Origin of the sequence: Actinomyces sp. oral taxon 169, assembly GCF_013394715.1 — a bacterium.
Taxonomy (GTDB): Bacteria; Actinomycetota; Actinomycetes; order Actinomycetales; family Actinomycetaceae; genus Actinomyces.
Genome location: NZ_CP058259.1, coordinates 537,008 through 555,824 on the forward strand (window position 1 = coordinate 537,008; position 18,817 = coordinate 555,824).

An 18,817-nucleotide genomic window follows, 5' to 3' on the forward strand; every position below is an offset into this window, starting at 1 on the left:
GTTTTGGTCGAAGTGAGGCGCCCTGACCCTGCCGGATCGTGTCTCGGCTCTCAGTGTGAGGTGGGCTGAAGATGTTTCGGTCCTCCCGCTGCGGCGGGCCAACCGTTAGCCTGACCCCGTGACGAATCTTCCCGCCGCCGCCCCGGCCCCCCTGCCGGGGTTCGTGCCCCGCGATCGGACGCTCCTCATGGGCGTCCTCAACGTCACCCCCGACTCCTTCTCCGACGGCGGCCGCTGGGTCGACCCCGAGGCGGCCGTCGCCCATGCTCGCGAGCTCATCGCCCAGGGCGCCGACATCATCGACGTCGGCGGGGAGTCCACCCGCCCCGGCGCCCAGAGGGTCGACGTCGACACCGAGATCTCCCGGGTCCTGCCCGTGGTGCGCGCCCTCCTCGCCGACGGGGTAGGCAGTGCCGACGGGGCCGGCGCCTCCGGCAGCGCCATGGTCTCAGTGGACACCATCCACGCCGCCACCGCCGAGGCCGCCATCGACGCCGGCGCCCACATCATCAACGACGTCTCCGGGGGCCTGGCCGACCCCGCCATGCACAGCCTCATCGCCCGCACCGGCGTCGTCTACGTCTGCCAGCACTGGCGCGGCGACCCCGAGACCATGGACCGGCTCACCGACTACCCCGGCGGCGTCGTCGCCGGAGTCGAGGCCGAGCTGCGCGAGCGCCTGGCCGAGCTGGACGCCGCCGGGGTGGAGCGCTCGCAGGTGGTCCTGGACCCCGGCCTCGGCTTCGCCAAGACCCACGCCCAGTCCTGGGAGCTGCTGGCGGCCACCTCCCGCCTCATCGCCGACCTGGGCCGGCCCCTTCTGGTCGGCTCCTCCCGCAAGCGCTTTCTCGCCCAGGCCGCCGAGGCCGAGGCCACCCCCGTCCAGCGCGACGCCGTCACCGCCGCCACCACCGCCCTGGCCGCCGCCGCCGGCGCCTGGGCCGTCAGAGTCCACGAGGTCCCGGTCAACCGGGCCGCTGTCCGCACCGCCTCCCTCTGGAAGGAACACCAGTGAGCACCACCGTCTCCGCGACCACCGACCGGATCAGCCTCATCGGCCTGTCCGCCCGCGGCCACCACGGCGTCCTGCCCTTCGAACGCGAGGAGGGCCAGCTCTTCACGGTCGACGTCATCCTCGACCTGGGGCAGCGCGGCACCGCCGTGGCCGCCGTCACCGACTCGGTGACCGACGCCGTCGACTACTCCCGCGTGGCCAACGGCATCGTGAGCATCATCGAGGGGGAGCCGGTCAACCTCATTGAGTCCCTGGCGGACCGGATTGCCGAGCGGGTCCTGTCCTTCCCCCGCGTCGTGGCCGCCGAGGTCACCGTGCACAAGCCCGAGGCTCCCCTCGACGTCGCCTTCGAGGACGTCTCGGTGACCATCCACCGGGTGGCCGACGCCGCAGCGGGCCACGACGGCGCCCCCGCCACCAGCCAGGCCGCCTGGGCCGCACAGGCCGAGGCGCCGGTGGCCGTCTCCGCCCAGCCCTACGCCTCCCCCTCCTCGGCCTCCCCGGCGGCGCCCGCCTACGAGCCGCCCGCCGCCCCTGCCGCCCCCGCGGCCCCCGTCGTCTCGGAGGTCCCCGACTTCTCGGGCGCCTCCTTCACGGGCGGCGACACCGCTCCGGCCGCGCTGGCCTCCGAGGCCCCCATCACCCCGACGCCCTCGCCTGCCTCGCCGATGGAGGCGCCGGCCCGCTCGTCCTTCGCGGCCGCAGCGCCCTCGGTCCCCACGCCGATGCCGACCGAGCCCGGTACTCCCGGTGGGGGCGCCGAGTCGACCCAGCCGTGGGTGCCGGACTGGGCCACCGAGAGTGCGGACTCCTCCGTCTCATCATCGGCCCCCGCCTGGGCCCCGGAGACTCCCGAGGCCCCGGAGGCCCCCGGCCTGCCCTCCAGCGAGGCTGCCGGTTCCTACTCCGCGTCGAGCGCGCTGGATGCCCCCTCGACCAGCGCCCCCACCGCGGCCTCCGCCGGCAGGACCGCCGGCGCCGACGGGTTCGTGAGCCTGGCGGCCGAGGCGCTGGGCGCGGCGTCCGCCCCCAGCGAGCCGGAGCCCAGTGTCCTCAGCTATGCCGAGGAGGTGGCTGCTGACGCCTCCGCAGCGGCTTCGTCCGAACCGACCCCCGCCGCCGGTAACCTCGCTGTCCAGCTGCCCCATGAGGGCCGCCATGTGGCCTCCTCCGAGGAGGGCGAGGACCAGTCCGCTCCCGCCGTCGAGGGCTCCGCGGACCTCCTGGGCGGGCCCGTCGCCTTCGACGAGTCCGGCTCCTACAGCGGGGCCGCCTCCAGCCAGACCGGTCATGCCGGGGACGCCGCCCCCGAGGCGGCGGGCGCCGACGCGTCCGGCTTCGCCCTCCCCGCACTGGGCGGTGACGCCGCCTCTGGGACCGCCGGCGCCGACGGCCTCATGGACGCCTCCTCCGTCCCGGCCTCCCAGCCCCTGGGCGAGCCCGGGCCCAGCCCCTTCGCCGTCCCCGGTGAGCTCCCCGGGGCCGCGGGCCAGGAAGGCGTCGCACCGGCCTACTCCGAGCCCTCCTACTCCCAGCCCTCTGTCTCTGAGGACTTCTCTCAGCCCGCTGAGGGCTCGTACGCCGCGCCGTCGGCGCAGCCCGACGTCCTGGGCGCCCCCGGCGCAGCACCGGCTCCCGCCGCACCTGGGGCCCCGGCGGCTCCCGCCGCTCCGGTCGACCCGCTCTCCGAGCGGCCCACCCGTCCCGTGGGCGTCGTCTTCGGCCTGGGCGCCAACGTCGGTGGAGTCGTGGACTCCCTGCGCACGGCCGTCCAGAGCCTCAAGGCCACCGAGGGCATCGAGGTCACGCAGGTGGCGCCGCTGGCCCGCACGATCGCCGTCGTCGCCGAGGGCGCCGAGCCCCAGCCCGACTACCTCAACACGGTGGTCACGGCCATGACGACCCTCGCTCCGCGCGAGCTGCTCGAGGTCTGCCAGACCCTGGAGATCGCGGCCGGGCGTGTGCGCACCGAGCCGTGGGGTGTGCGCACCCTGGATGTCGACCTCATCGAGGTCGAGGGCGTCACCTCCTCCGACCCGGCCCTGTCGCTGCCGCACCCGCGTGCCGCCGAGCGCGCCTTCGTCCTCGTGCCGTGGAGCCAGGCCGACCCCTTCGCCGAGCTGGCCGGGCGCTCCGTGTCCGAGCTCGCCGAGAACGCCCCCGACCGCGGTGGCCTGCGCTGGCTGGCCTTCGACTGGCTCGACTCCGAGTCCCTGCCGGACAAGCCCACCGGCCCCTACGTGGAGCCGCCGGTGGAGCAGGACGCCGCGGGCTCCGAGCCCGGCCTGGTCTACGACGCCACCCGGGATGAGTCCTCCGTGGCCGACGCCTCCCTGGCCGCCGACTACGCCGGCAGCATCGCCGAGGCCTCATCGGCCGCCCCGGAGCCGGCCCCCGCGCAGCCCCTCGGTGACCAGGGGCAGGTCGAGTCCTCCCCCTTCGGGCAGATGCCTTTCGACACCTCCAACGAGGCGGGCTCCTGGACCGAGCAGGCCCCGCAGGTCGACTCGCCCTACCAGGCTGCCTCGGCCCCCGAGGCGGCCGGCCCGCAGGGCTCCTACGCCCCCGGTCTCTCGGCCGGGTCGGACGGGTTCTCCCAGAGTCAGCAGGATGTCGGCAGCTACGCGAACTACGCCTCCAGCCAGCAGGAACAGGCCGATGCTCCGGCCTCGCAGCAGCAGAATGACGCCGCCGGGGACGCCTGGAAGTCCCCGCTCCAGTGGAATGACGTCATCGGTGGTGGCGCCCAGGGGACAGGTCCCCGTCAGGACATCTGATGCGGCGCACCCGCTGGACCAGCGCCGTCACCTGGTTCATCGCCGCTGCGGTGACCTCCTGGGTGACCGGTGACCTCCTGCTGCGCCACGTCGGCTGGGTCCCGGTCCTCTCCCCATGGGGGGCGGTGACCGCGCTGGTCATTGCGGGCGTCGTCCTGGTGGCCGGTCTGGCGGTCAGGCGCCTGCGGGCGCGCGAGCGCACCTGGATCACCCCGACCGGTGCCGCCACCACGGCGGCCGCCGCCCAGGCCTCAGCCATCGTGGGGGCGGTGCTCGGCGGCGTCTATGGCGGCGGGATCATCCTGGCGCTGGTGACGCCGCGCTCGCCGGCCATGACCCACCTGGCCTGGACCTCGACCGGCTGCCTGATCGCCTGCCTCGTGTGGTGCGTCGTCGGCTTCGTCGTCGAGCAGTGGTGCTCCATCTCCGGTGACGGCGACGACGACGGCTCGGCCGGTCCCGCCGGGCGGGCCCCCGAAGGACCAGGCGCCCCCGCATGACCAGTCCTGGACCAGGTCTCGGCGCGATGCCCGGTACCAGCCCCGCCGCACCTGCTGCACCCGCCGGCCCAGCCTCGGCCCCCGGCCGCGCCGGTGAGCCGGATGCGCGGCCATCAGCCGGCGCCGACCCCTTCGCCCCCGACGGCGTCGTCTTCCACCCGGTCTCCCACCGCCTCATCACCGCCCGCATCCTGGGGGTCGGTCTCCTCTGCGCCATCGTCATCATCGGTTTCGCCATCCCCGGGGCGCTCGTCTCCTCCGGATACTTCATCCCCGCGGGGGTCTTCGCAGCGCTGTTCCTCTGGCAGCTCTGGCTCATTCCGCGTCAGGTGCGGGCCATGGGCTACGCCTTGGCCGACAACCACCTCCTGTGGCGCCACGGCGTCATGTTCCGCTCCATCACCGTCACCCCCTACGGGCGCATGCAGTTCGTGGACACCTCCCAGGGGCCGTTGGCCCGATGGCTGGGCATCGCCGAGGTCAGGCTCCACACGGCCTCGGCCAGCACCGACGCCACGATCAACGGGCTGCCGGTGGCCGAGGCCGAGCGCCTGCGCCAGGTCCTGTCCCAGCGCGGTGAGGAGAGGATGGCCGGGCTGTGAGCCCCAGCTGGGAGAGCCGGCTGGAGGCCGCCCGCAAGGCGAGGACGGACGCCGCGAGGGAGAGCGGGTCCGCCGCCTCCCGGGATCTGCCCCTGCCCGCGAACGTCACCTGGCACCGGGTCAGCCTCGTCACGCCGGTGCTGGAGGGCTGGAAGATCGTCACCGGTGTCCTCGCCTTCGTCACGGTCCAGAACCTCGACGACCTCGTGCGCGCCTACCGCTTCATCAGTGAGCACGGCTTCTCCCTGGGCGGTCAGATCGGCTACTACCTGCTCGGCCTGGTCGCGCTCATCGCCCTGTGGGTGGGGCTCGGGCTGCTCAGCTGGTGGCGGCGCGCCTACGCCGTGGATGCCGACGGCGTCTACCTGCGCTCGGGCATCCTCAGCCGCAAGCTGCGTACGGCCCGCCTGCCGCGCATCCAGTCGGTCGACGTCGTTCACCCCCTGCTCGGGCGCATCTTCGGTCTGGGGCAGCTGACCGTCGAGGTCGCCGGGGGCCGGAACTCGCGGGTCGTCATCGGATTCCTCACCACCTCCGAGCTTCAGACCCTGCGCGACCGCATCCTCGACCTGGCCGCCGGACAGATCGACCTGCCCGGAGCGGCGTCGGAGGACGGTGCCGTCCACGCGAGTGGAACGGGCCACGACACCGGTGGTATCAACGACCTCGCCTCCACCGCCCACCCCGAGGGCCTCACGCCGGAGGAAGCAACTGGCTCGGAAGCCGCCTCCGCCCCCGCGCCGCGCACCTCGCAGCTGCGGGCCTCCCACTTCCAGGAGCACCCGCTCTACAGCGTCGACAGCGCCACGCTCCTCGGCTCCCTGCTGCGCCACCCCATGACCTACACGCTTCTACTGGCGATAGTCGGCACGCTCGTGGTGGGAATCCTCATCATCGTCACGGACTCCATGACCGGCAGTGAGGCGCTGACGATCATCTCCTCCTACATCACGATGGTCATCGCGTTGGCGACCATGGTGTGGAACCAGTTCAACAGTGCCTGGAACTTCCACGCCGCCGCCACCCCCAGCGGCATCCGCATGAGCTACGGCCTCACCGCCGAGACCTCCCGGACGCTGCCGCCCGGGCGGGTCCACGGCGTCGGGCTCACCGGGCCGATCCTGTGGCGCCGCAAGGACTGGTGGAAGGTGGACGTCACCGTGGCCGGCCGCGACGAGCGCCCCCACGACGGCCAGACGCGGGAGATCGGCAACCTGCTCCTGCCCGTAGGGAGTCGGGACACCGCCCTGCGCGCGCTGTGGCTCGTGGTCCCCGACCTGGGCGTGTCCGACCCCGACAGGCTGCTCGCCCAGGCCCTCACCGGCCGCGACGATGACGGCGTCGGCGACCCACAGGCCCCGGCGGGCTCGGCCGAGCGCGGCTTCGTGCGCATCAGCCGCCGCGGACGGATCTTCCGCCCCCTGACCTGGCGGCGTGCAGCCGTCATCCTCACCGACACCTGCGTCATCATCCGCCACGGCCGCTGGCGGCGGCGAGTGGCCGTCTTCCCCTACGAGCGCATCCAGTCCCTGCGTGTGCGCCAGGGGCCACTGGCGCGCCGGCGCAGCCTGGCCTCCCTCCGACTCGACATGGTCGCCCAGGAGGTCCCTGCCTCGATCACCAACCTCGATGCCGCCGACGCCAAGGCCCTCGCGGCGCGGATCAGCCGGCGGGCGCTGCAACGCGCCCATGCCGAGCAGCTCGACCGATGGCTCGCGCGCGCCGTCGCCGCCACGCAGCCTGCCGGGCCCTCAGTGCGCTAGATCCTGTTGCCTATGTTCGGGCGGAGGCCGGTTCTCGCCAGTGGCCGACGTCGCGGTCGTATCTTAGGGCTCGTGTTCGAGGGGTAGAGGGTACGAATGCGCGCCCTAAGGTACGAACACGCGGACGCGTCACCCCACTTTCGCAACAGGCCCTAGCTGCGCAGGGTGTCGCGCAGGTGCAGGGCCTGCTCGGCGGTCAGGCGCCCGGTGGCCTCGCAGCGCTCGGTGGCGGCCGCGGCCAGCTGCCGGTAGGAGGCGACCACGTCGTCGAGGCCCCGTCCCTCGCTGTCACGCAGCGCGGAGAGCGCCTCCAGGTGGGAGGCCACCGTCCCGACGTCACCCCTCGAGACCGGGCCGGTCAGGCCCGCCTCGCCCTCGTGCAGGGCCCGGTCCAGGGCCGCCGTGAGCAGGGGGCCGAGCGTGGCCGCACCGTCCTCGACCCCGGCGGCCGCCAGCACCCGCACGGCCTGCGTCACCACGGTCAGCAGGTGGTTGGCGCCGTGGGCGAGGGCCGCGTGGTAGGCAGGGCGCGCCGACTCCTCCAGGACGAAGGGCTCCCCGCCGAGCTCGACCACCAGCGCCTGCGCGATCGGCAGCACCGCCGCGGGCGCAGTCACAGCCATCGGGCAGCCGACGAGCCGGGCCACATCCGTGGAGAACCCGGAGAAGGTCATCGCCGGGTGGATCGCCAGCGGGATCGCCCCGCAGCGCTGAGCCGGGGCGAGCACGGCGGCCCCGTAACGACCCGAGGTGTGGGCCACCAGCTGGCCCGGCTGCCAGCGCCCCAGGTCCGCCAGGCCCTGGACGAGCGGCTCGAGGGCGTCGTCGGGGACCGCCAGCAGCACCAGCTCGGCGCGCTCGACGATCTCCTCGACCTCCAGGACCGGCACACCGGGCAGCAGCATCTCGGTGCGCTCGCGCGACTCCTCCGAGACCGCGTGGACGCCGACGACCTGGTGCTCCACCGCCCGCAGCGCGCAGCCCAGCACCGCCCCGACGCGGCCGGCGGAGATGATGCCGACGCCCAGCCGGCCCGGCCTGCTCGGGCCGGCAGGGGCGGCCGGAACCCGGCCCGCGTGCTCGCTGCCTGTGCCTGGGCCCGTGCCATCGATGTCGCTCATGCCCCGATGCTCTCATGCCTGCCGCCTGCCCCGGCCTGGAGTGCGCCATCAGGGCGATTCTGTCCAGTTTGGCGACTTATCCGCCGGCCGCAGGCGGCCCGCGTTCAAGCCGACCCCTGTGATCTGCGGAAACGTGAATCGAGATGGCCTGGTTGCTCGGATTCGGCTCGGAAAAGTCGCCACCGTGGACACTTTCACCTTCCTGCGCGGGTCATCGGCCCGGGCGGGGCGACTAGCGTGGGGCACGTGAGCACTGAACCCGCACCGACGCCCGTTCCCGACCCCCGATCCGCCGGCGCCGCAACCGTCCTGGCCCGCAGCCGCGCCGACCTCGCCGCCGCCCTGGCCGAGTCCCCGGACCCCCGGGCGGTCGTCATGACGATGGGCGCCCTCCACGAGGGCCACTTCGACCTCGTGCGCGAGGCCGCCCGGCGCGTCGGGTCGACCGGCACCGTCGTGGTCACCATCTTTGTCAACCCCCTGCAGTTCGCCCCTACTGAGGATCTCGACGCCTACCCGCGCGACCTCGAGGGCGACCTGGCCGGATTGGCCCGCACCCTCACCGGCGCCGACGGCACTCTCGGTGTGGGACGGCTCATCGTCTTCGCCCCCACCCCGGAGGTCATCTACCCCTGCGGGCAGCCTGCGGTACGCATTGACCCCGGTCCCATTGCCACCGTCCTGGAGGGGCGCACCCGCCCCACCCACTTCGCCGGCGTGTGCCAGGTGGTACTCACCCTCATGCACCTGATCGCCCCGCGCTGGGCGCTGTTCGGCCGCAAGGACGCCCAACAGCTGGCGATCATCGAGTCCATGGTGCGCGACCTCGCCGTCCCGCTGGAGATCGTGCCGGTCGACATCCGCCGCGAGAACGACGGCCTGGCCATGAGCTCACGCAACGCCTACCTCAGCCCCGAGCAGCGCCACCAGGCCCTGGCCCTGTCCCGCGCGCTCCAGGCCGGCCGGGACGCCGCCGCGCAGGCCACCGGCTCCCAGCCCGACCCCGTCGCCATCCGCCAGGCCGCACTGGCCTCCCTGGAGGCGGCCGACGGCGTCGAGGTCGACTATGTGGCTCTTGTCGCCCCGGAAAGCTTCGAGGACCTGGCGGGCGCCGGCCTCGGCCTGCCGCGCAGCGAGCCCGTGGGGGAGGACAAGGAGGAGGGGCTGCCCGCGGTGGGCCTGCTGGCCGTCGCCGCGCGTGTGGGCACCACTCGCCTCATCGACAACACGCTCATCGACCTGCGCCCCTGAGCACCGTTCCGGCCCGCCCGAGTACCTGCGAGGGGCCGGGCGCCGCAAGCCGCGCCGCCCCGCGCGAGGACGCACACGAGTCCCCGAGGACGCACCCTCGAGCGACAGACCCGGCGCCCTATGCTGCGTTCTCCGGAACCGTCGGGCCGGAGCTTGCCCCGCTCAGGTCCGACCGTTCCTGTCAGGTCGCTCACCCTGTGCCGCACCGTACAGTGCGCCGGGCCCTGCGCCGTCTACGCTGTGCGGCGATGAGTTCCCGCACCCGGACGATGATGACGTCCAAGATCCACCGCGCTACCGTGACCCAGGCCGACCTCGACTACGTCGGCTCCATCACGGTGGACATCGACCTGCTCGAGGCCGCCGACCTCCTGCCCGGCGAGCGCGTCGACATCTGCAACTGCACCAACGGCAACCGCCTGTCCACCTACGTCATCCCCGGCGAGCGCGGCGCCGGAGAAATCTGCGTCAACGGCGCCGCCGCCCACCTGGTCAGCCCCGGAGACGTCGTCATCCTCATCGCCTACTCCCAGATGTCCGACGCCGAGGCCCGCACCTACCTGCCCCGGGTCGTCTTCGTCGACGAGGCCAACCGGATCGTGGAGCGGGGCACCGACCCCGGCCAGATCCCGGCCGACTCCGACGTCGCCCGCCTCCAGGGCCTGCGGCCCACCGGCATCCCCCTGGCCGAGGCCCGCGCCTGACCGCTCCGCAGGCCGGCTGCCCGGTGTGACCAGGATCGGAGGTGGATCGGGCATCGTCGGGACCCAGGGGGCGGCCAAGGAGGGTCGGCGCCGTTAGACTCCTTCACGTGACAGACGAGAGCACCCCCAGCCCCGACCCGACCGCCACCGACGCCGCCGGCACCCAGTCGCCGAAGTCTGCAGACGATTCATCGGCCCAGCCCAAGCAGCCCAAGGCCGACCCGGGCCCGGGCGAGCAGTTCGAGGTTCGCGCCGGCAAGCGCGAGCGCCTGCGCAGCGAGGGCTGGGACCCCTACCCGGTCTCCGTGCCCGTCACCACCACCATCGCCGCCGTGCGCGAGGGCTACGCCCACCTCGAGGCCGGGGAAGAGACCGACGACGTCGTCGGCGTGGCCGGCCGCGTCGTCTTCCTGCGCAATACCGGCCGCTTGTGCTTCGTCACCCTCCAGGACGGGGCCGGCACCACCCTGCAGGCCATGCTCTCGGCCAAGGCCCTGCCCGCCGAGGGCCACACCGCGCTCGCGGCCTTCAAGGCCGACGTCGACCTGGGCGACCACCTCTTCGTCCACGGCCGCGTCATCTCCTCGCGCCGCGGCGAGCTGTCCGTCATGGCCGAGCCGGTCTTGCGCGAGGGCGCCGAGGCCGCCTCCGCCGGGGATGACGACGTCGAGGTCCCCGCCTGGCGGATCGCCTCCAAGGCGCTGCGCCCCCTGCCCAAGACCTGGACCAACGAGGCCGGCGAGGCGGTGACGCTCTCGGAGGAGCAGCGCGTGCGCCGTCGTGAGCTCGACCTGCTCACCCGGCCCGCCGCCCGCGACATGGTGCGCACCCGCGCCGCCGTCGTGCGCTCCATCCGCGAGAACTTCTTCCGCCGCGACTACCTGGAGCTGGAGACGCCCATGCTGCAGGTCATTCACGGCGGGGCGGCCGCGCGCCCGTTCATCACCCACATGAACGCCTTCGACATGGATCTCTACCTGCGCATCGCCACGGAGATCTACCTCAAGCGCGCTGTGGTCGGCGGCGTCGACCGCGTCTTCGAGATCAACCGCAACTTCCGCAACGAGGGCGCCGACTCCTCCCACTCCCCGGAGTTCACGGCCCTGGAGGCCTACGAGGCCTACTCCGACTACGACGGCATGGCCGAGCTGACCCGCAACCTCGTCCAGCAGGCGGCCCGCGACGCCTTCGACCTGCCCGAGGGCGGCGAGGTCGTCACGCTGGCCGACGGCACCGAGTACGACCTGTCGGGCGAGTGGGACAAGATCGACCTCTACACCTCCGTCTCCGAGGCCCTCGGTGAGGAGATCACCGTGGAGACCCCGCGCGAGCAGCTGGTCGCCCACGCCGAGAAGATCGGCCTGGAGATCGACGACTACGCCGTGGCCGGCAAGGTCGTGGAGGACATCTTCGAAGAGCTCGTCGGCAACAAGCTGTGGGCGCCCACCTTCGTCTACGACTTCCCCGAGGACACCTCGCCGCTGACCCGCTACCACCGCAGCAAGCCGGGCCTGACCGAGAAGTGGGACCTCTACGTGCGCGGCTTCGAGACTGCCACCGCATACTCCGAGCTCGCCGACCCCGTGGTCCAGCGCGAGCGCTTCGAGGCCCAGGCCCTGGCGGCCGCCAAGGGCGACCCCGAGGCTATGATCCTGGACGAGGACTTCCTGGTGGCCATGGAGCAGGGCTTCCCGCCCAGCGGCGGCATGGGCATGGGCATCGACCGCCTCCTCATGGTGCTCACCGGCCAGGGCATCCGCGAGACCATCACCTTCCCGCTGGTCAAGCGGGGCTGAGCCCTCGAGCCGTTACTCGGGACCGCGAAACGTCTTTCGATAGGCGCTGGGCGTGGTGCCCACGTGTCTGAGAAAGTGACGACGCAAGGTGCTGGCCGTTCCTAGGCCCGTGCGTGTGGCGATGGCCTCCAGAGGCAGGCCGGTCGTCTCAAGCAGATCCATGGCGGCCAGCACACGCTGGTGGAGAAGCCACTGCAGCGGACTCTGGCCTGTCTCGGCGACGAACCTGCGTGCCAGCTGCCGTTCAGACAGGTGCGCACGGCGAGCAAGATCCGCGACGCCCACTGGGCGATCGAGGTGCGCCACGACCCAGGTGGTCAGCTCCGCCAATCTGTTCTCCGGATGACGGGGGCGGGCTGCCGGCGCGACGTACTGGGCCTGGCCTCCTGCGCGGTGGGGTGGGACGACCATTCGCCGTGCGATGCGATTGGCTGTTGCGGCCCCATGGTCACGGCGCACCAGGTGCAGGCACAGGTCGATTCCGGCGGCGACCCCGGCGCTGCTGGCTACGTGCTCGTGGTCGATGTACAGGACATCGGGTGTGACGTCCACGGCCGGGTAGGCTGCGCGTAGTTCCTCGGCGTCCTGCCAGTGGGTCGTGGCTGACAGGCCGTCCAGAAGCCCCGTTGGGGCGAGTGCGAAGGCCCCGGTGCATATGGAGACGACTCGGGTGCCGCGGGAGTGCGCTGATCGCAGTGCCTCGAGTACGTCATCACTGGGCGTGGTATGGGGGCTGTACCCGGGAATGACGATGGTGTCGGCCTGGCGCAGAGAGGAAGGATCGCCTACTCCTGCGATCTGGAATCCGGTGGACGATGGCACCTGGCGGCCATCAGATGTCACCACCTCGAAGGAGTACTCCTCCTCCTCAGGGTGGCCGAAGACCTGAGCGGCCGTGGACAGGTCGAAGGCGACGACGCCTGGCAGGGCCAGAGCGACAACGGCATGTGTCATGCGCACATGATGGCAGGAATTGCGCGCAGCGTGTCGTTCCTGCCACTCGTGCTCGCCCCTCGTGACGACCAAACTGCGGTGATGAGTCGACGTGTTGTCGTCAACCTGTTCGAGTGGGGCGCGTGGCTGAGCATCGCCTCGAGCTCTCTGGCGTCACTTGAACAGACAGGTATCGAGAGAAAGACAGGTGCGCAATGAAGATCGTTACTGCTGGTGATGTCACACTCGACCGGGCGTGGGCCGCTGTTGACCTGGCCCGCATCGCGGATGCCACGGTACGGCTTCACTGGACTGACGAACCCTATGTCTGGCACACCAACGACGGCGTCGAGGTCTTCGTTGTTCTCGATGGAGCAGTTGACATGCACTATCGTGACGAGGCCGGGACCCACGTGACTCGGCTGGAGCCCGGACGCATCTTCGTCGCCGAGGATGGCGACGAACATGTTGCCCACCCTGTGGGGACGGCCCGGATCCTCGTCATCGAGCAGGCGGGATCCATCTGACCGCACTGTTGTCCGCGGAGGGGACTCCCAGGACGACGCACCATGTGTGTGGTGCGGATGGCCGGACAGGCCGCTGCGGGCGGTTAGGCGCCGAACATCTCCAGGCGGCGCTGGGCGGCCTCGAGCTCGGCGCGCAGATAGGCGTTCTCCTGCTGAAGCTGGGCGATGTACTGGTCCCGCTGGGCGATCGCCTGACTACTGGACGACTCGGTGCCGCTCGGCGCGGAGTATGACGCACTGCCGTACGTGTTGACTCCGGTGCTCCATGAGCTGCCGCCCCACTGCGATTCGTATCCCGAGGTCTGCGTGGCGCCATGTGCTTCCAGGTACCTCATCGTCTCCACGACGTGGTCGAGGAACCTGTCGACCTCGTCCTGCTCGTAGCCTTCCCGGAGCCTGGTGGCTGCGAACCTCACGTTCTGCACGTCATCGACCGTGAGCACCTGGACATGGGTGGAGTCGGACGCGTACCCGGAGGAATCTGCTCTCTCCTGAAGAACCTTCAGCGTGATGGCGATCTTCTCAAGGAAGCTGTCGACCTCGCTCTGGCTGTAGCCCTCTCGGAACTGGGTGGCTGTGAACTTCACGTTGTCCACGTCATGGTTCGTCAGGATCGTCATGCGATCTGCTCCTTGCTGTGACTGCTTGGTGGTTGAAAAGGGTGGCTGGGCCTAGGACCCGGTCGTCCCCAGGCGGCGCTGGGCGGACTCGAGCTCGGCGCGCAAGTAGGCGATCTCCTGCTGGAGCTGGGCGATGTACTGGTCCCGCTGGGCGATCACCTCGGTGTACTGGGAGCCGCCGGCTTCGGCGGTGCCCGGGGCGTACCCGGCCTGGGCCGGGCTCATGCCGTAGGTTCCGCCGCCGTAGGCACCGCCGGCTCCGGCGACGGGCTGGCCGGCGAATGCGTTGGTGCGCAGCTGCGCCTCAAGGGCCTCCATGGTCGCGAGCACCTGGACGAGGAAGGCATCAACCTGGTCGATGCGGTAGCCCGACCACCGGGTGGTCGAGAACCGGATGTTTCTGACGCCCTCGGAGGTCAGGAGAATCTCGGCCTTCCGGTGTGAGGGGCTCGAGGATTCCTGTGACGTGCCGAGCCGCTCCTCGAACTCCCGCATCGTGGTCGTCACGTCATCGAGGAAGACGTCGACCTCATCCTGGTTGTAGCCCTCCTTGAATGAGGAGACGTCGAACTTCACGGTGAGAACGTCGTCGGCTGTCAGCAGCGTCATGCTCGTCTGCTCCTTGTTGTCACATTCTGTACGTGATCCTGATCCGTGACCCGCAGCCCCAGGTGCTGCGCCAGCAGCGGCGCGAGCTCGCTGAGCTGCCCGCTGCTGACGGTCGCCCCGGCCAGGGAGCCGACCCCGCTGACTGTTCTCATCTCCAGTCCGCGCAGGTCAACGTCTCTCAGGCTCCCGCCGTGCAGGCGCAGCGTGCCCACCCGGCAGTCCTCGAAGTGGACCCGCTGGGCGTCGATGCCGCTCAGGTCCAGCTCGTCGATCCGGGTGGCCCGGATGAGGAGGTCGCGCACAGTGGTTCCGGCGAGGTTCGTGAAGCCCAGGCGGCAGTCCTCAATGAGGAGTGACTCGACATCGGCGTCGTAGAGCTCCCAGGCCCCGATACGGGAGTCGATCAGCTCCACCGTGCGCCAGGTGGAGCGCGGGCTGTGAAGGTAGGTGGCGCTCAGACGCTCCAGGCGGCAGTCGACCAGCCGCGCCGCGGCCAGGTCGGTGTCATTGGCGAAAACCTCCGAGAACCGGCAGCTGAGCAGCGTGAGCGCCGACAGGTCGCCGCCGCTCAGGTCCGCCTCGACCAGATCCAGGTCCTCGACCATCTCACCGGCGGTGAGCTCATCGGCCTCGCCGTCGCGCAGGCGGCCGAGGTCCGGTGCCGTGAGGACCGGCGGCCTCGGGGAGGCCGGGGCGGCGGAGCCTGAGGCCGTGTCGGTCCGTCCTGCGGTCATGGTCCTGTTCTATCGCAGATCAGCTCCGGGCACCGGGGGTTGTTCTCCCCGGTGCCCGGGCTCGCAGGAGGGGTAGGTGTCCATATCGGACACAAAGGAGCTCGCAGGCCGTCACTCCGTCGAGAAGAACCGCGGAATCATGCGGTTTCCTTTTCTGCGACTGAGGCTGATCGCGGCCTTTGTCACCGATATGGACACTGTGGGCCGCTTCTACTCGAATCGGACGGTGGTGCCGGCCAGCATGCGCCGGCCGTAGCGGGCACTGGCCAGGGCCGCCACCACCACCAGCGCCAGGCACGCCCCCAGCGCCAGCCAGTAACCGCCGCCCGGCCAGCTGATGCGGCGCCCCGATACCCCGCCGACCAGAGCCCATGCGGTCAGCCAGCCCAGACCGATGCTCATGGCCAGGGCGGTGACCGCCGGCAGCATCGTCTCGTAGGACACCATGGAGCGCAGCGTCGCCGCCGGCATGCCGACCAGCCGTAGCAGACCGAGGACCCGCCGGCGCCCCAGTAGCGCCGCCACCGTTGAGACCCCCAGCGAGACCGCGGAGATGCCCGCGGCGATGAGGATGCCGATGTAGCCCAGCTGGGCGAACTGGTTCTCCATGGCGGTGTCCTGGAGGGCCTGGATCGAGCTGGGTGAGGTTGGGGCGGTCCCCAGGGCCAGGCCGGAGGTGGCCAGGGCGGTGCGGGCTCGCTCGACGGCCCCGGGGCTGGCCGGATCGGTGCCCACCAGGACGATGGGCGCGCAGTGCTCACGGGCACTCGCCAGCTCCTCGGCGCTGACCGGCGACGGCGAGGCCGCCGCGTTCTCGTACAGCCAGCGGGTACTGATGCTCACCGCGCCATCCGGGGACGCCACGTGCGGCGCCCCGAGGGCCTCGGCCTTGTCGGCCTCGAGGATGACCCGGCTGTCCTGCTTGCCGTCCCCGCTGATCCTCCCCACGGCGACCGTCGTCACCCCGGGCACGGCGGCGAGCCGGCCGACGGCGCTGTTCAGGGCGCCCTCGTCGCTGACCGCCGGCGTCGCCTCGAGCGACGTAGGGCTCAGATGCCCACCACCCTGGGTGACGTCACGGGTCCCGGCGGCCACCGTGATGGCGACGGCGAACACCGTCATGGCGTAGACGGCGACGACCACGCCCGCCACCGCCCGGAAGACCGCCCGGGGGTGCTGTGTGATCCGGTTGAAGCCGATGACCTGTGCCGCGGAACGGGCCAGGGCCCTGCCGCCTCGCGCCACCCACCAGGTCAGGACCGGCCCGGCCCACAGCAGCCCCAGCATCGCGCACAGGAAGGAGACCGGGAGCAGGTAGATAGTCAGATCGGAGTTCTGGTGGGCCACCGTCGGGGTGCTGATCAGCCCCGCCGTCCCCAGGATCACGGGTGCCAGCGAGATGAGGCGGGGGCGGCGCTCGGTGCGCTCACGGGAGCCGCCCAGCGGCCCGAGGTCGGCCCGTCGCGTGCGCCACCAGGCCACGGCCGCCGCTCCCGCCGTGGTCACGACGACGGCGATGACCGCGTTGACCGGTGAGCGCAGCAGGTCGGAGTAGTAGAAGCGACTCGACTTCAGTGTGATCTGCGCGGCCAGCGGGATCAGGGCCAGGTAGAGGGCCACGCCCGCCAGGGCGCCGACGAAGGTGGTCGCCCCGATCTCGAGGGCCGCGGTGCGGGCGACCTGCTGGGGCGTGGCCCCGATGAGGCGCAGCGTGGCGAAGCGCTCGGCCCGCTGCGCCGCCCCCAGATCCGTGACGATCCCGACGAGCAGCAGCGCGGGCACGAGCACCGCGATGGCACCGACGATCGTGGCGATCCGATACGCCTCGTTCTCGTAGGGGATGCCCTGGAAGGAGGTGACCACCTGGGGCGGGATGTAGAAGTTGGAGGTCGCCACGGTCCCCAGGTCCGTCCCGACGACGGCCACCAGCGAGTCCGGGCCCTCGACGGCCTCGGGTGACAGGACCCCTACCTGCTTGCCGTAGCGGTTGCCGAGCTGGTCGGCGGGTAGGGATGCGATGCGCTTGGCCAGGGTGGGGGAGGCCAGGTACTCGCCCGGCTTGGGGACGGTGTCGGAGCCCGGGATCCTCACCGAGGTGGTGCCCGACTTCGGCAGGGCCACCCTCAGCACGGTGATCGTCTGGTTGCCGACGACGTCGACGTTGGTGGCGACGGCCAGCTCGCCGGCGGTGAGGGCATGGTCGGGCCGGAGGTCGGTGTGGTTCGACTGCCCGGGGAGGCCGGGCATGAGGGCGGTGGACGCCCAGCTCGAGCGCATGCTGCGTTCGGGGAAGGCCTGGGCGGCGGCCAGCAGCATGAGGAACAGGGTCACCCCCACCATGACGCCGGCGACGATCCCGGCCAGGCGGCGCCGGGCGGAGCGGTCGTTGGCGACGAGCAGCCGGGTCAGGGCGATGCGGCTCATGACCGGCTCCTCTCACTGCCCGGGCTTCCCGGCTCTGCGTTCCCCGGCCGGCTCGGGCCGGCTGCGGTGTGCGTGGCCCCGGGGCCGATGCGACCGTCGCGCACGGTGACCTCTCGGTCGGCGTAGGCTGCGACGCGCGCGTCATGGGTGATGATGACCAGGGCGGCGCCTCGGGAACGCACCGAGTTCAGGAGCACCTCCATGGTCCGTTCGGCGGCCAGGGAGTCCAGGGAGCCGGTGGGTTCGTCGGCGAAGAGCAGACGCGGGTTGGTCACCAGCGCCCGCGCGACGGCGGCCCGCTGCGCCTGGCCGCCCGAGAGTTGGGTGGGGCGCTTGTCCAGGTGCTCGCTCAGCCCCAGCTCGCCCAGGGTCTCGCGGGCCTGGGCCAGCGCCCGCCGGCGCGGGGTGCCCGCCAGGAGCAAGGGGATGGTGACGTTGTCCAGGGCGGAGAGGTCCGGCAGGAGCTGGCCGAACTGGAAGATGAAGCCGAACTCTTTCAGGCGCAGGCGGCTGCGGGCGGCCTCGTCGAGGGCCGCGATGTCCTGGGTCGTGTCGCCTCCGTGGTAGTCGACGCGCCCGGCGTCGGGCACGAGGACCCCGGCCATGACGTGCAGGAGCGTGGACTTCCCCGAGCCTGACGGGCCGGTGACGGCCAGGACCTCACCGGCTGCGACATCCAGGTCGACGCCGCGCAGCGCGTCGGTCTGCCCGAAGCTCATCTCCAGGCCGTGGGCGCGCATGATGACCTCGCCCGGCAGATCAGTCGCGCCCCGACCGGGAGGGGGCGTGACTCCGGCGGTCGTGACGCCGGCGGTAACGGCGGTGGTGACGGGGGTGGCGTTCATGAGCGCACCTCCTCGCGCAGCTCGCTCAGGCGGGCCGCGGTGGTCTCCATCCAGCGCAGGTCGGCCTCGATGTGGAACAGGGCGTGGTCGGCCAGCAGCACCGTGCGCAGGTCTCCGTCCTGCTTGAGGCGGGTCAGCTCGCGCATACGCGCCATGTGCTCGGCGCGCTGGAGGTCGAGGAGGCGTCCGGCGTCGTCGTCGAGCATGAGGGCGATGACGGTCTTGGCGAAGATGTCGGCCTGGACGTCGCCGGCCGGGGTGACCGGGGTCAGCAGCCACTGCTCGACGCTCTGGCGCCCGGCGTCGGTGACCTCGTAGCGCTTGCGCTCCGGGCCGGCGCCGGGCTCGGTCTCGATCTGAGTGATGAGCCCGTCGCGCACCAGGCGGGCGAGCGTGGCGTAGACCTGGCCGTAGGCCAGCGGCTTGGAGGCGGCGAACCAGTGGTCCCAGGAGCGTTTGAGGTCGTATCCGTGCCCGGGCCCGGCGCTGAGCAGCCCAAGAAGAGTGAGTCTGGATTCCATGTCCATCACTATGCACTGAGTGCATACGCGCACGACATACTCCGTGAGGAGGATATGCACGAGCATGTCCGTGCT

At 71.6% G+C, this 18,817-nt stretch carries 18 protein-coding genes; 10 read left to right on the plus strand and 8 right to left on the minus strand.

Features of this window, described 5'->3' with window-relative positions; all coding sequences use genetic code 11:
* Nucleotides 1-118: 118 nt before the first annotated feature.
* Genes folP through HW274_RS02275 form a run of 5 tightly spaced genes read left to right on the plus strand, consistent with a single transcriptional unit; the run spans nucleotide 119 to nucleotide 6,657 of the window.
* On the plus strand, nucleotides 119-1,015 hold the full coding sequence (gene folP, locus HW274_RS02255; RefSeq protein WP_075254994.1) for a dihydropteroate synthase: 897 nt from the start codon (nucleotides 119-121) through the stop codon (nucleotides 1,013-1,015).
* The gene (gene folK, locus HW274_RS02260; RefSeq protein ID WP_185989100.1) at nucleotides 1,012-3,792 is read left to right on the plus strand and encodes a 2-amino-4-hydroxy-6-hydroxymethyldihydropteridine diphosphokinase; all 2,781 of its coding nucleotides are present in this window, start codon (nucleotides 1,012-1,014) and stop codon (nucleotides 3,790-3,792) included. Before folP ends, folK begins: the two co-directional genes overlap by 4 nt.
* Nucleotides 3,792-4,292, plus strand: a complete 501-nt coding sequence (locus HW274_RS02265) for a DUF3180 family protein (RefSeq protein ID WP_075254991.1) — start codon at nucleotides 3,792-3,794, stop codon at nucleotides 4,290-4,292. The genes folK and HW274_RS02265 overlap by 1 nt, the downstream gene beginning before the upstream one ends.
* Before the next feature lie 26 nt (nucleotides 4,293-4,318).
* Nucleotides 4,319-4,894 (plus strand): PH domain-containing protein, encoded by a 576-nt coding sequence (locus HW274_RS02270; protein ID WP_144020848.1) that lies wholly within the window; start codon nucleotides 4,319-4,321, stop codon nucleotides 4,892-4,894.
* The gene (locus tag HW274_RS02275) at nucleotides 4,891-6,657 is read left to right on the plus strand and encodes a PH domain-containing protein (protein WP_075254989.1); all 1,767 of its coding nucleotides are present in this window, start codon (nucleotides 4,891-4,893) and stop codon (nucleotides 6,655-6,657) included. Before HW274_RS02270 ends, HW274_RS02275 begins: the two co-directional genes overlap by 4 nt.
* A 152-nt stretch (nucleotides 6,658-6,809) precedes the next feature.
* On the opposite strand, the gene HW274_RS02280 is transcribed toward HW274_RS02275, so the two are convergent.
* Complete coding sequence (locus HW274_RS02280; RefSeq protein ID WP_075254988.1) at nucleotides 6,810-7,778, minus strand: Rossmann-like and DUF2520 domain-containing protein; 969 nt, start codon at nucleotides 7,776-7,778, stop codon at nucleotides 6,810-6,812.
* Between the two features lie 237 nt (nucleotides 7,779-8,015).
* On the opposite strand from HW274_RS02280, the gene panC reads away from it, so the two are divergent.
* From panC to lysS, 3 genes are all read left to right on the plus strand, one after another.
* Complete coding sequence (gene panC / locus HW274_RS02285) at nucleotides 8,016-9,029, plus strand: pantoate--beta-alanine ligase (RefSeq protein ID WP_075254987.1); 1,014 nt, start codon at nucleotides 8,016-8,018, stop codon at nucleotides 9,027-9,029.
* A gap of 248 nt (nucleotides 9,030-9,277) precedes the next feature.
* Nucleotides 9,278-9,733 (plus strand): aspartate 1-decarboxylase, encoded by a 456-nt coding sequence (gene panD, locus HW274_RS02290; protein ID WP_003789149.1) that lies wholly within the window; start codon nucleotides 9,278-9,280, stop codon nucleotides 9,731-9,733.
* Nucleotides 9,734-9,840: 107 nt separating this feature from the next.
* A complete protein-coding gene (gene lysS, locus HW274_RS02295) occupies nucleotides 9,841-11,529 on the plus strand; it encodes a lysine--tRNA ligase (protein WP_185989101.1) in 1,689 nt (562 codons plus the stop codon).
* A gap of 12 nt (nucleotides 11,530-11,541) precedes the next feature.
* Here lysS and HW274_RS02300 read toward each other — a convergent pair whose 3' ends face one another.
* Nucleotides 11,542-12,483 carry a GlxA family transcriptional regulator gene (locus HW274_RS02300; RefSeq protein ID WP_185989102.1) on the minus strand — a complete coding sequence of 314 codons (942 nt, stop codon included), beginning with the start codon at nucleotides 12,481-12,483 and terminating at the stop codon, nucleotides 11,542-11,544.
* A gap of 6 nt (nucleotides 12,484-12,489) precedes the next feature.
* On the opposite strand from HW274_RS02300, the gene HW274_RS02305 reads away from it, so the two are divergent.
* Entirely contained in the window at nucleotides 12,490-12,681 is a 192-nt protein-coding gene (locus HW274_RS02305; protein ID WP_144020846.1) for a hypothetical protein, read from the plus strand.
* Nucleotides 12,678-12,989 (plus strand): cupin, encoded by a 312-nt coding sequence (locus tag HW274_RS02310; RefSeq protein WP_010614451.1) that lies wholly within the window; start codon nucleotides 12,678-12,680, stop codon nucleotides 12,987-12,989. Before HW274_RS02305 ends, HW274_RS02310 begins: the two co-directional genes overlap by 4 nt.
* Before the next feature lie 83 nt (nucleotides 12,990-13,072).
* Here HW274_RS02310 and HW274_RS02315 read toward each other — a convergent pair whose 3' ends face one another.
* From HW274_RS02315 to HW274_RS02340, 6 genes are all read right to left on the minus strand, one after another.
* The gene (locus tag HW274_RS02315; RefSeq protein WP_075254985.1) at nucleotides 13,073-13,609 is read right to left on the minus strand and encodes a DivIVA domain-containing protein; all 537 of its coding nucleotides are present in this window, start codon (nucleotides 13,607-13,609) and stop codon (nucleotides 13,073-13,075) included.
* 51 nt (nucleotides 13,610-13,660) lie between these two features.
* Entirely contained in the window at nucleotides 13,661-14,218 is a 558-nt protein-coding gene (locus HW274_RS02320) for a DivIVA domain-containing protein (protein WP_185989103.1), read from the minus strand.
* Complete coding sequence (locus HW274_RS02325) at nucleotides 14,215-14,952, minus strand: pentapeptide repeat-containing protein (RefSeq protein ID WP_075254983.1); 738 nt, start codon at nucleotides 14,950-14,952, stop codon at nucleotides 14,215-14,217. Before HW274_RS02325 ends, HW274_RS02320 begins: the two co-directional genes overlap by 4 nt.
* Before the next feature lie 210 nt (nucleotides 14,953-15,162).
* Complete coding sequence (locus HW274_RS02330) at nucleotides 15,163-17,376, minus strand: FtsX-like permease family protein (RefSeq protein WP_185989104.1); 2,214 nt, start codon at nucleotides 17,374-17,376, stop codon at nucleotides 15,163-15,165.
* Nucleotides 17,373-18,221: an ABC transporter ATP-binding protein gene (locus HW274_RS02335; protein ID WP_185989105.1), complete on the minus strand. Its 849-nt coding sequence runs from the start codon at nucleotides 18,219-18,221 to the stop codon at nucleotides 17,373-17,375. Before HW274_RS02335 ends, HW274_RS02330 begins: the two co-directional genes overlap by 4 nt.
* Entirely contained in the window at nucleotides 18,218-18,742 is a 525-nt protein-coding gene (locus HW274_RS02340) for a PadR family transcriptional regulator (RefSeq protein ID WP_075254998.1), read from the minus strand. The genes HW274_RS02335 and HW274_RS02340 overlap by 4 nt, the downstream gene beginning before the upstream one ends.
* Nucleotides 18,743-18,817 lie beyond the last annotated feature (75 nt).

Bases quoted from the DNA above. Each gene is read 5' to 3' on its own strand.
- HW274_RS02300 (WP_185989102.1), bottom strand. From the start codon at position 12,483: ATGACACATGCCGTTGTCGCTCTGGCCCTGCCAGGCGTCGTCGCCTTC.
- HW274_RS02320 (WP_185989103.1), bottom strand. From the start codon at position 14,218: ATGACGCTGCTGACAGCCGACGACGTTCTCACCGTGAAGTTCGACGTC.
- HW274_RS02265 (WP_075254991.1), top strand. From the start codon at position 3,792: ATGCGGCGCACCCGCTGGACCAGCGCCGTCACCTGGTTCATCGCCGCT.
- HW274_RS02340 (WP_075254998.1), bottom strand. From the start codon at position 18,742: ATGGAATCCAGACTCACTCTTCTTGGGCTGCTCAGCGCCGGGCCCGGG.
- HW274_RS02305 (WP_144020846.1), top strand. From the start codon at position 12,490: ATGATGGCAGGAATTGCGCGCAGCGTGTCGTTCCTGCCACTCGTGCTC.
- HW274_RS02315 (WP_075254985.1), bottom strand. From the start codon at position 13,609: ATGACGATCCTGACGAACCATGACGTGGACAACGTGAAGTTCACAGCC.
- panD (WP_003789149.1), top strand. From the start codon at position 9,278: ATGAGTTCCCGCACCCGGACGATGATGACGTCCAAGATCCACCGCGCT.
- HW274_RS02330 (WP_185989104.1), bottom strand. From the start codon at position 17,376: ATGAGCCGCATCGCCCTGACCCGGCTGCTCGTCGCCAACGACCGCTCC.
- HW274_RS02280 (WP_075254988.1), bottom strand. From the start codon at position 7,778: ATGAGCGACATCGATGGCACGGGCCCAGGCACAGGCAGCGAGCACGCG.
- HW274_RS02335 (WP_185989105.1), bottom strand. From the start codon at position 18,221: ATGAACGCCACCCCCGTCACCACCGCCGTTACCGCCGGCGTCACGACC.
- HW274_RS02270 (WP_144020848.1), top strand. From the start codon at position 4,319: ATGCCCGGTACCAGCCCCGCCGCACCTGCTGCACCCGCCGGCCCAGCC.
- HW274_RS02310 (WP_010614451.1), top strand. From the start codon at position 12,678: ATGAAGATCGTTACTGCTGGTGATGTCACACTCGACCGGGCGTGGGCC.
- HW274_RS02325 (WP_075254983.1), bottom strand. From the start codon at position 14,952: ATGACCGCAGGACGGACCGACACGGCCTCAGGCTCCGCCGCCCCGGCC.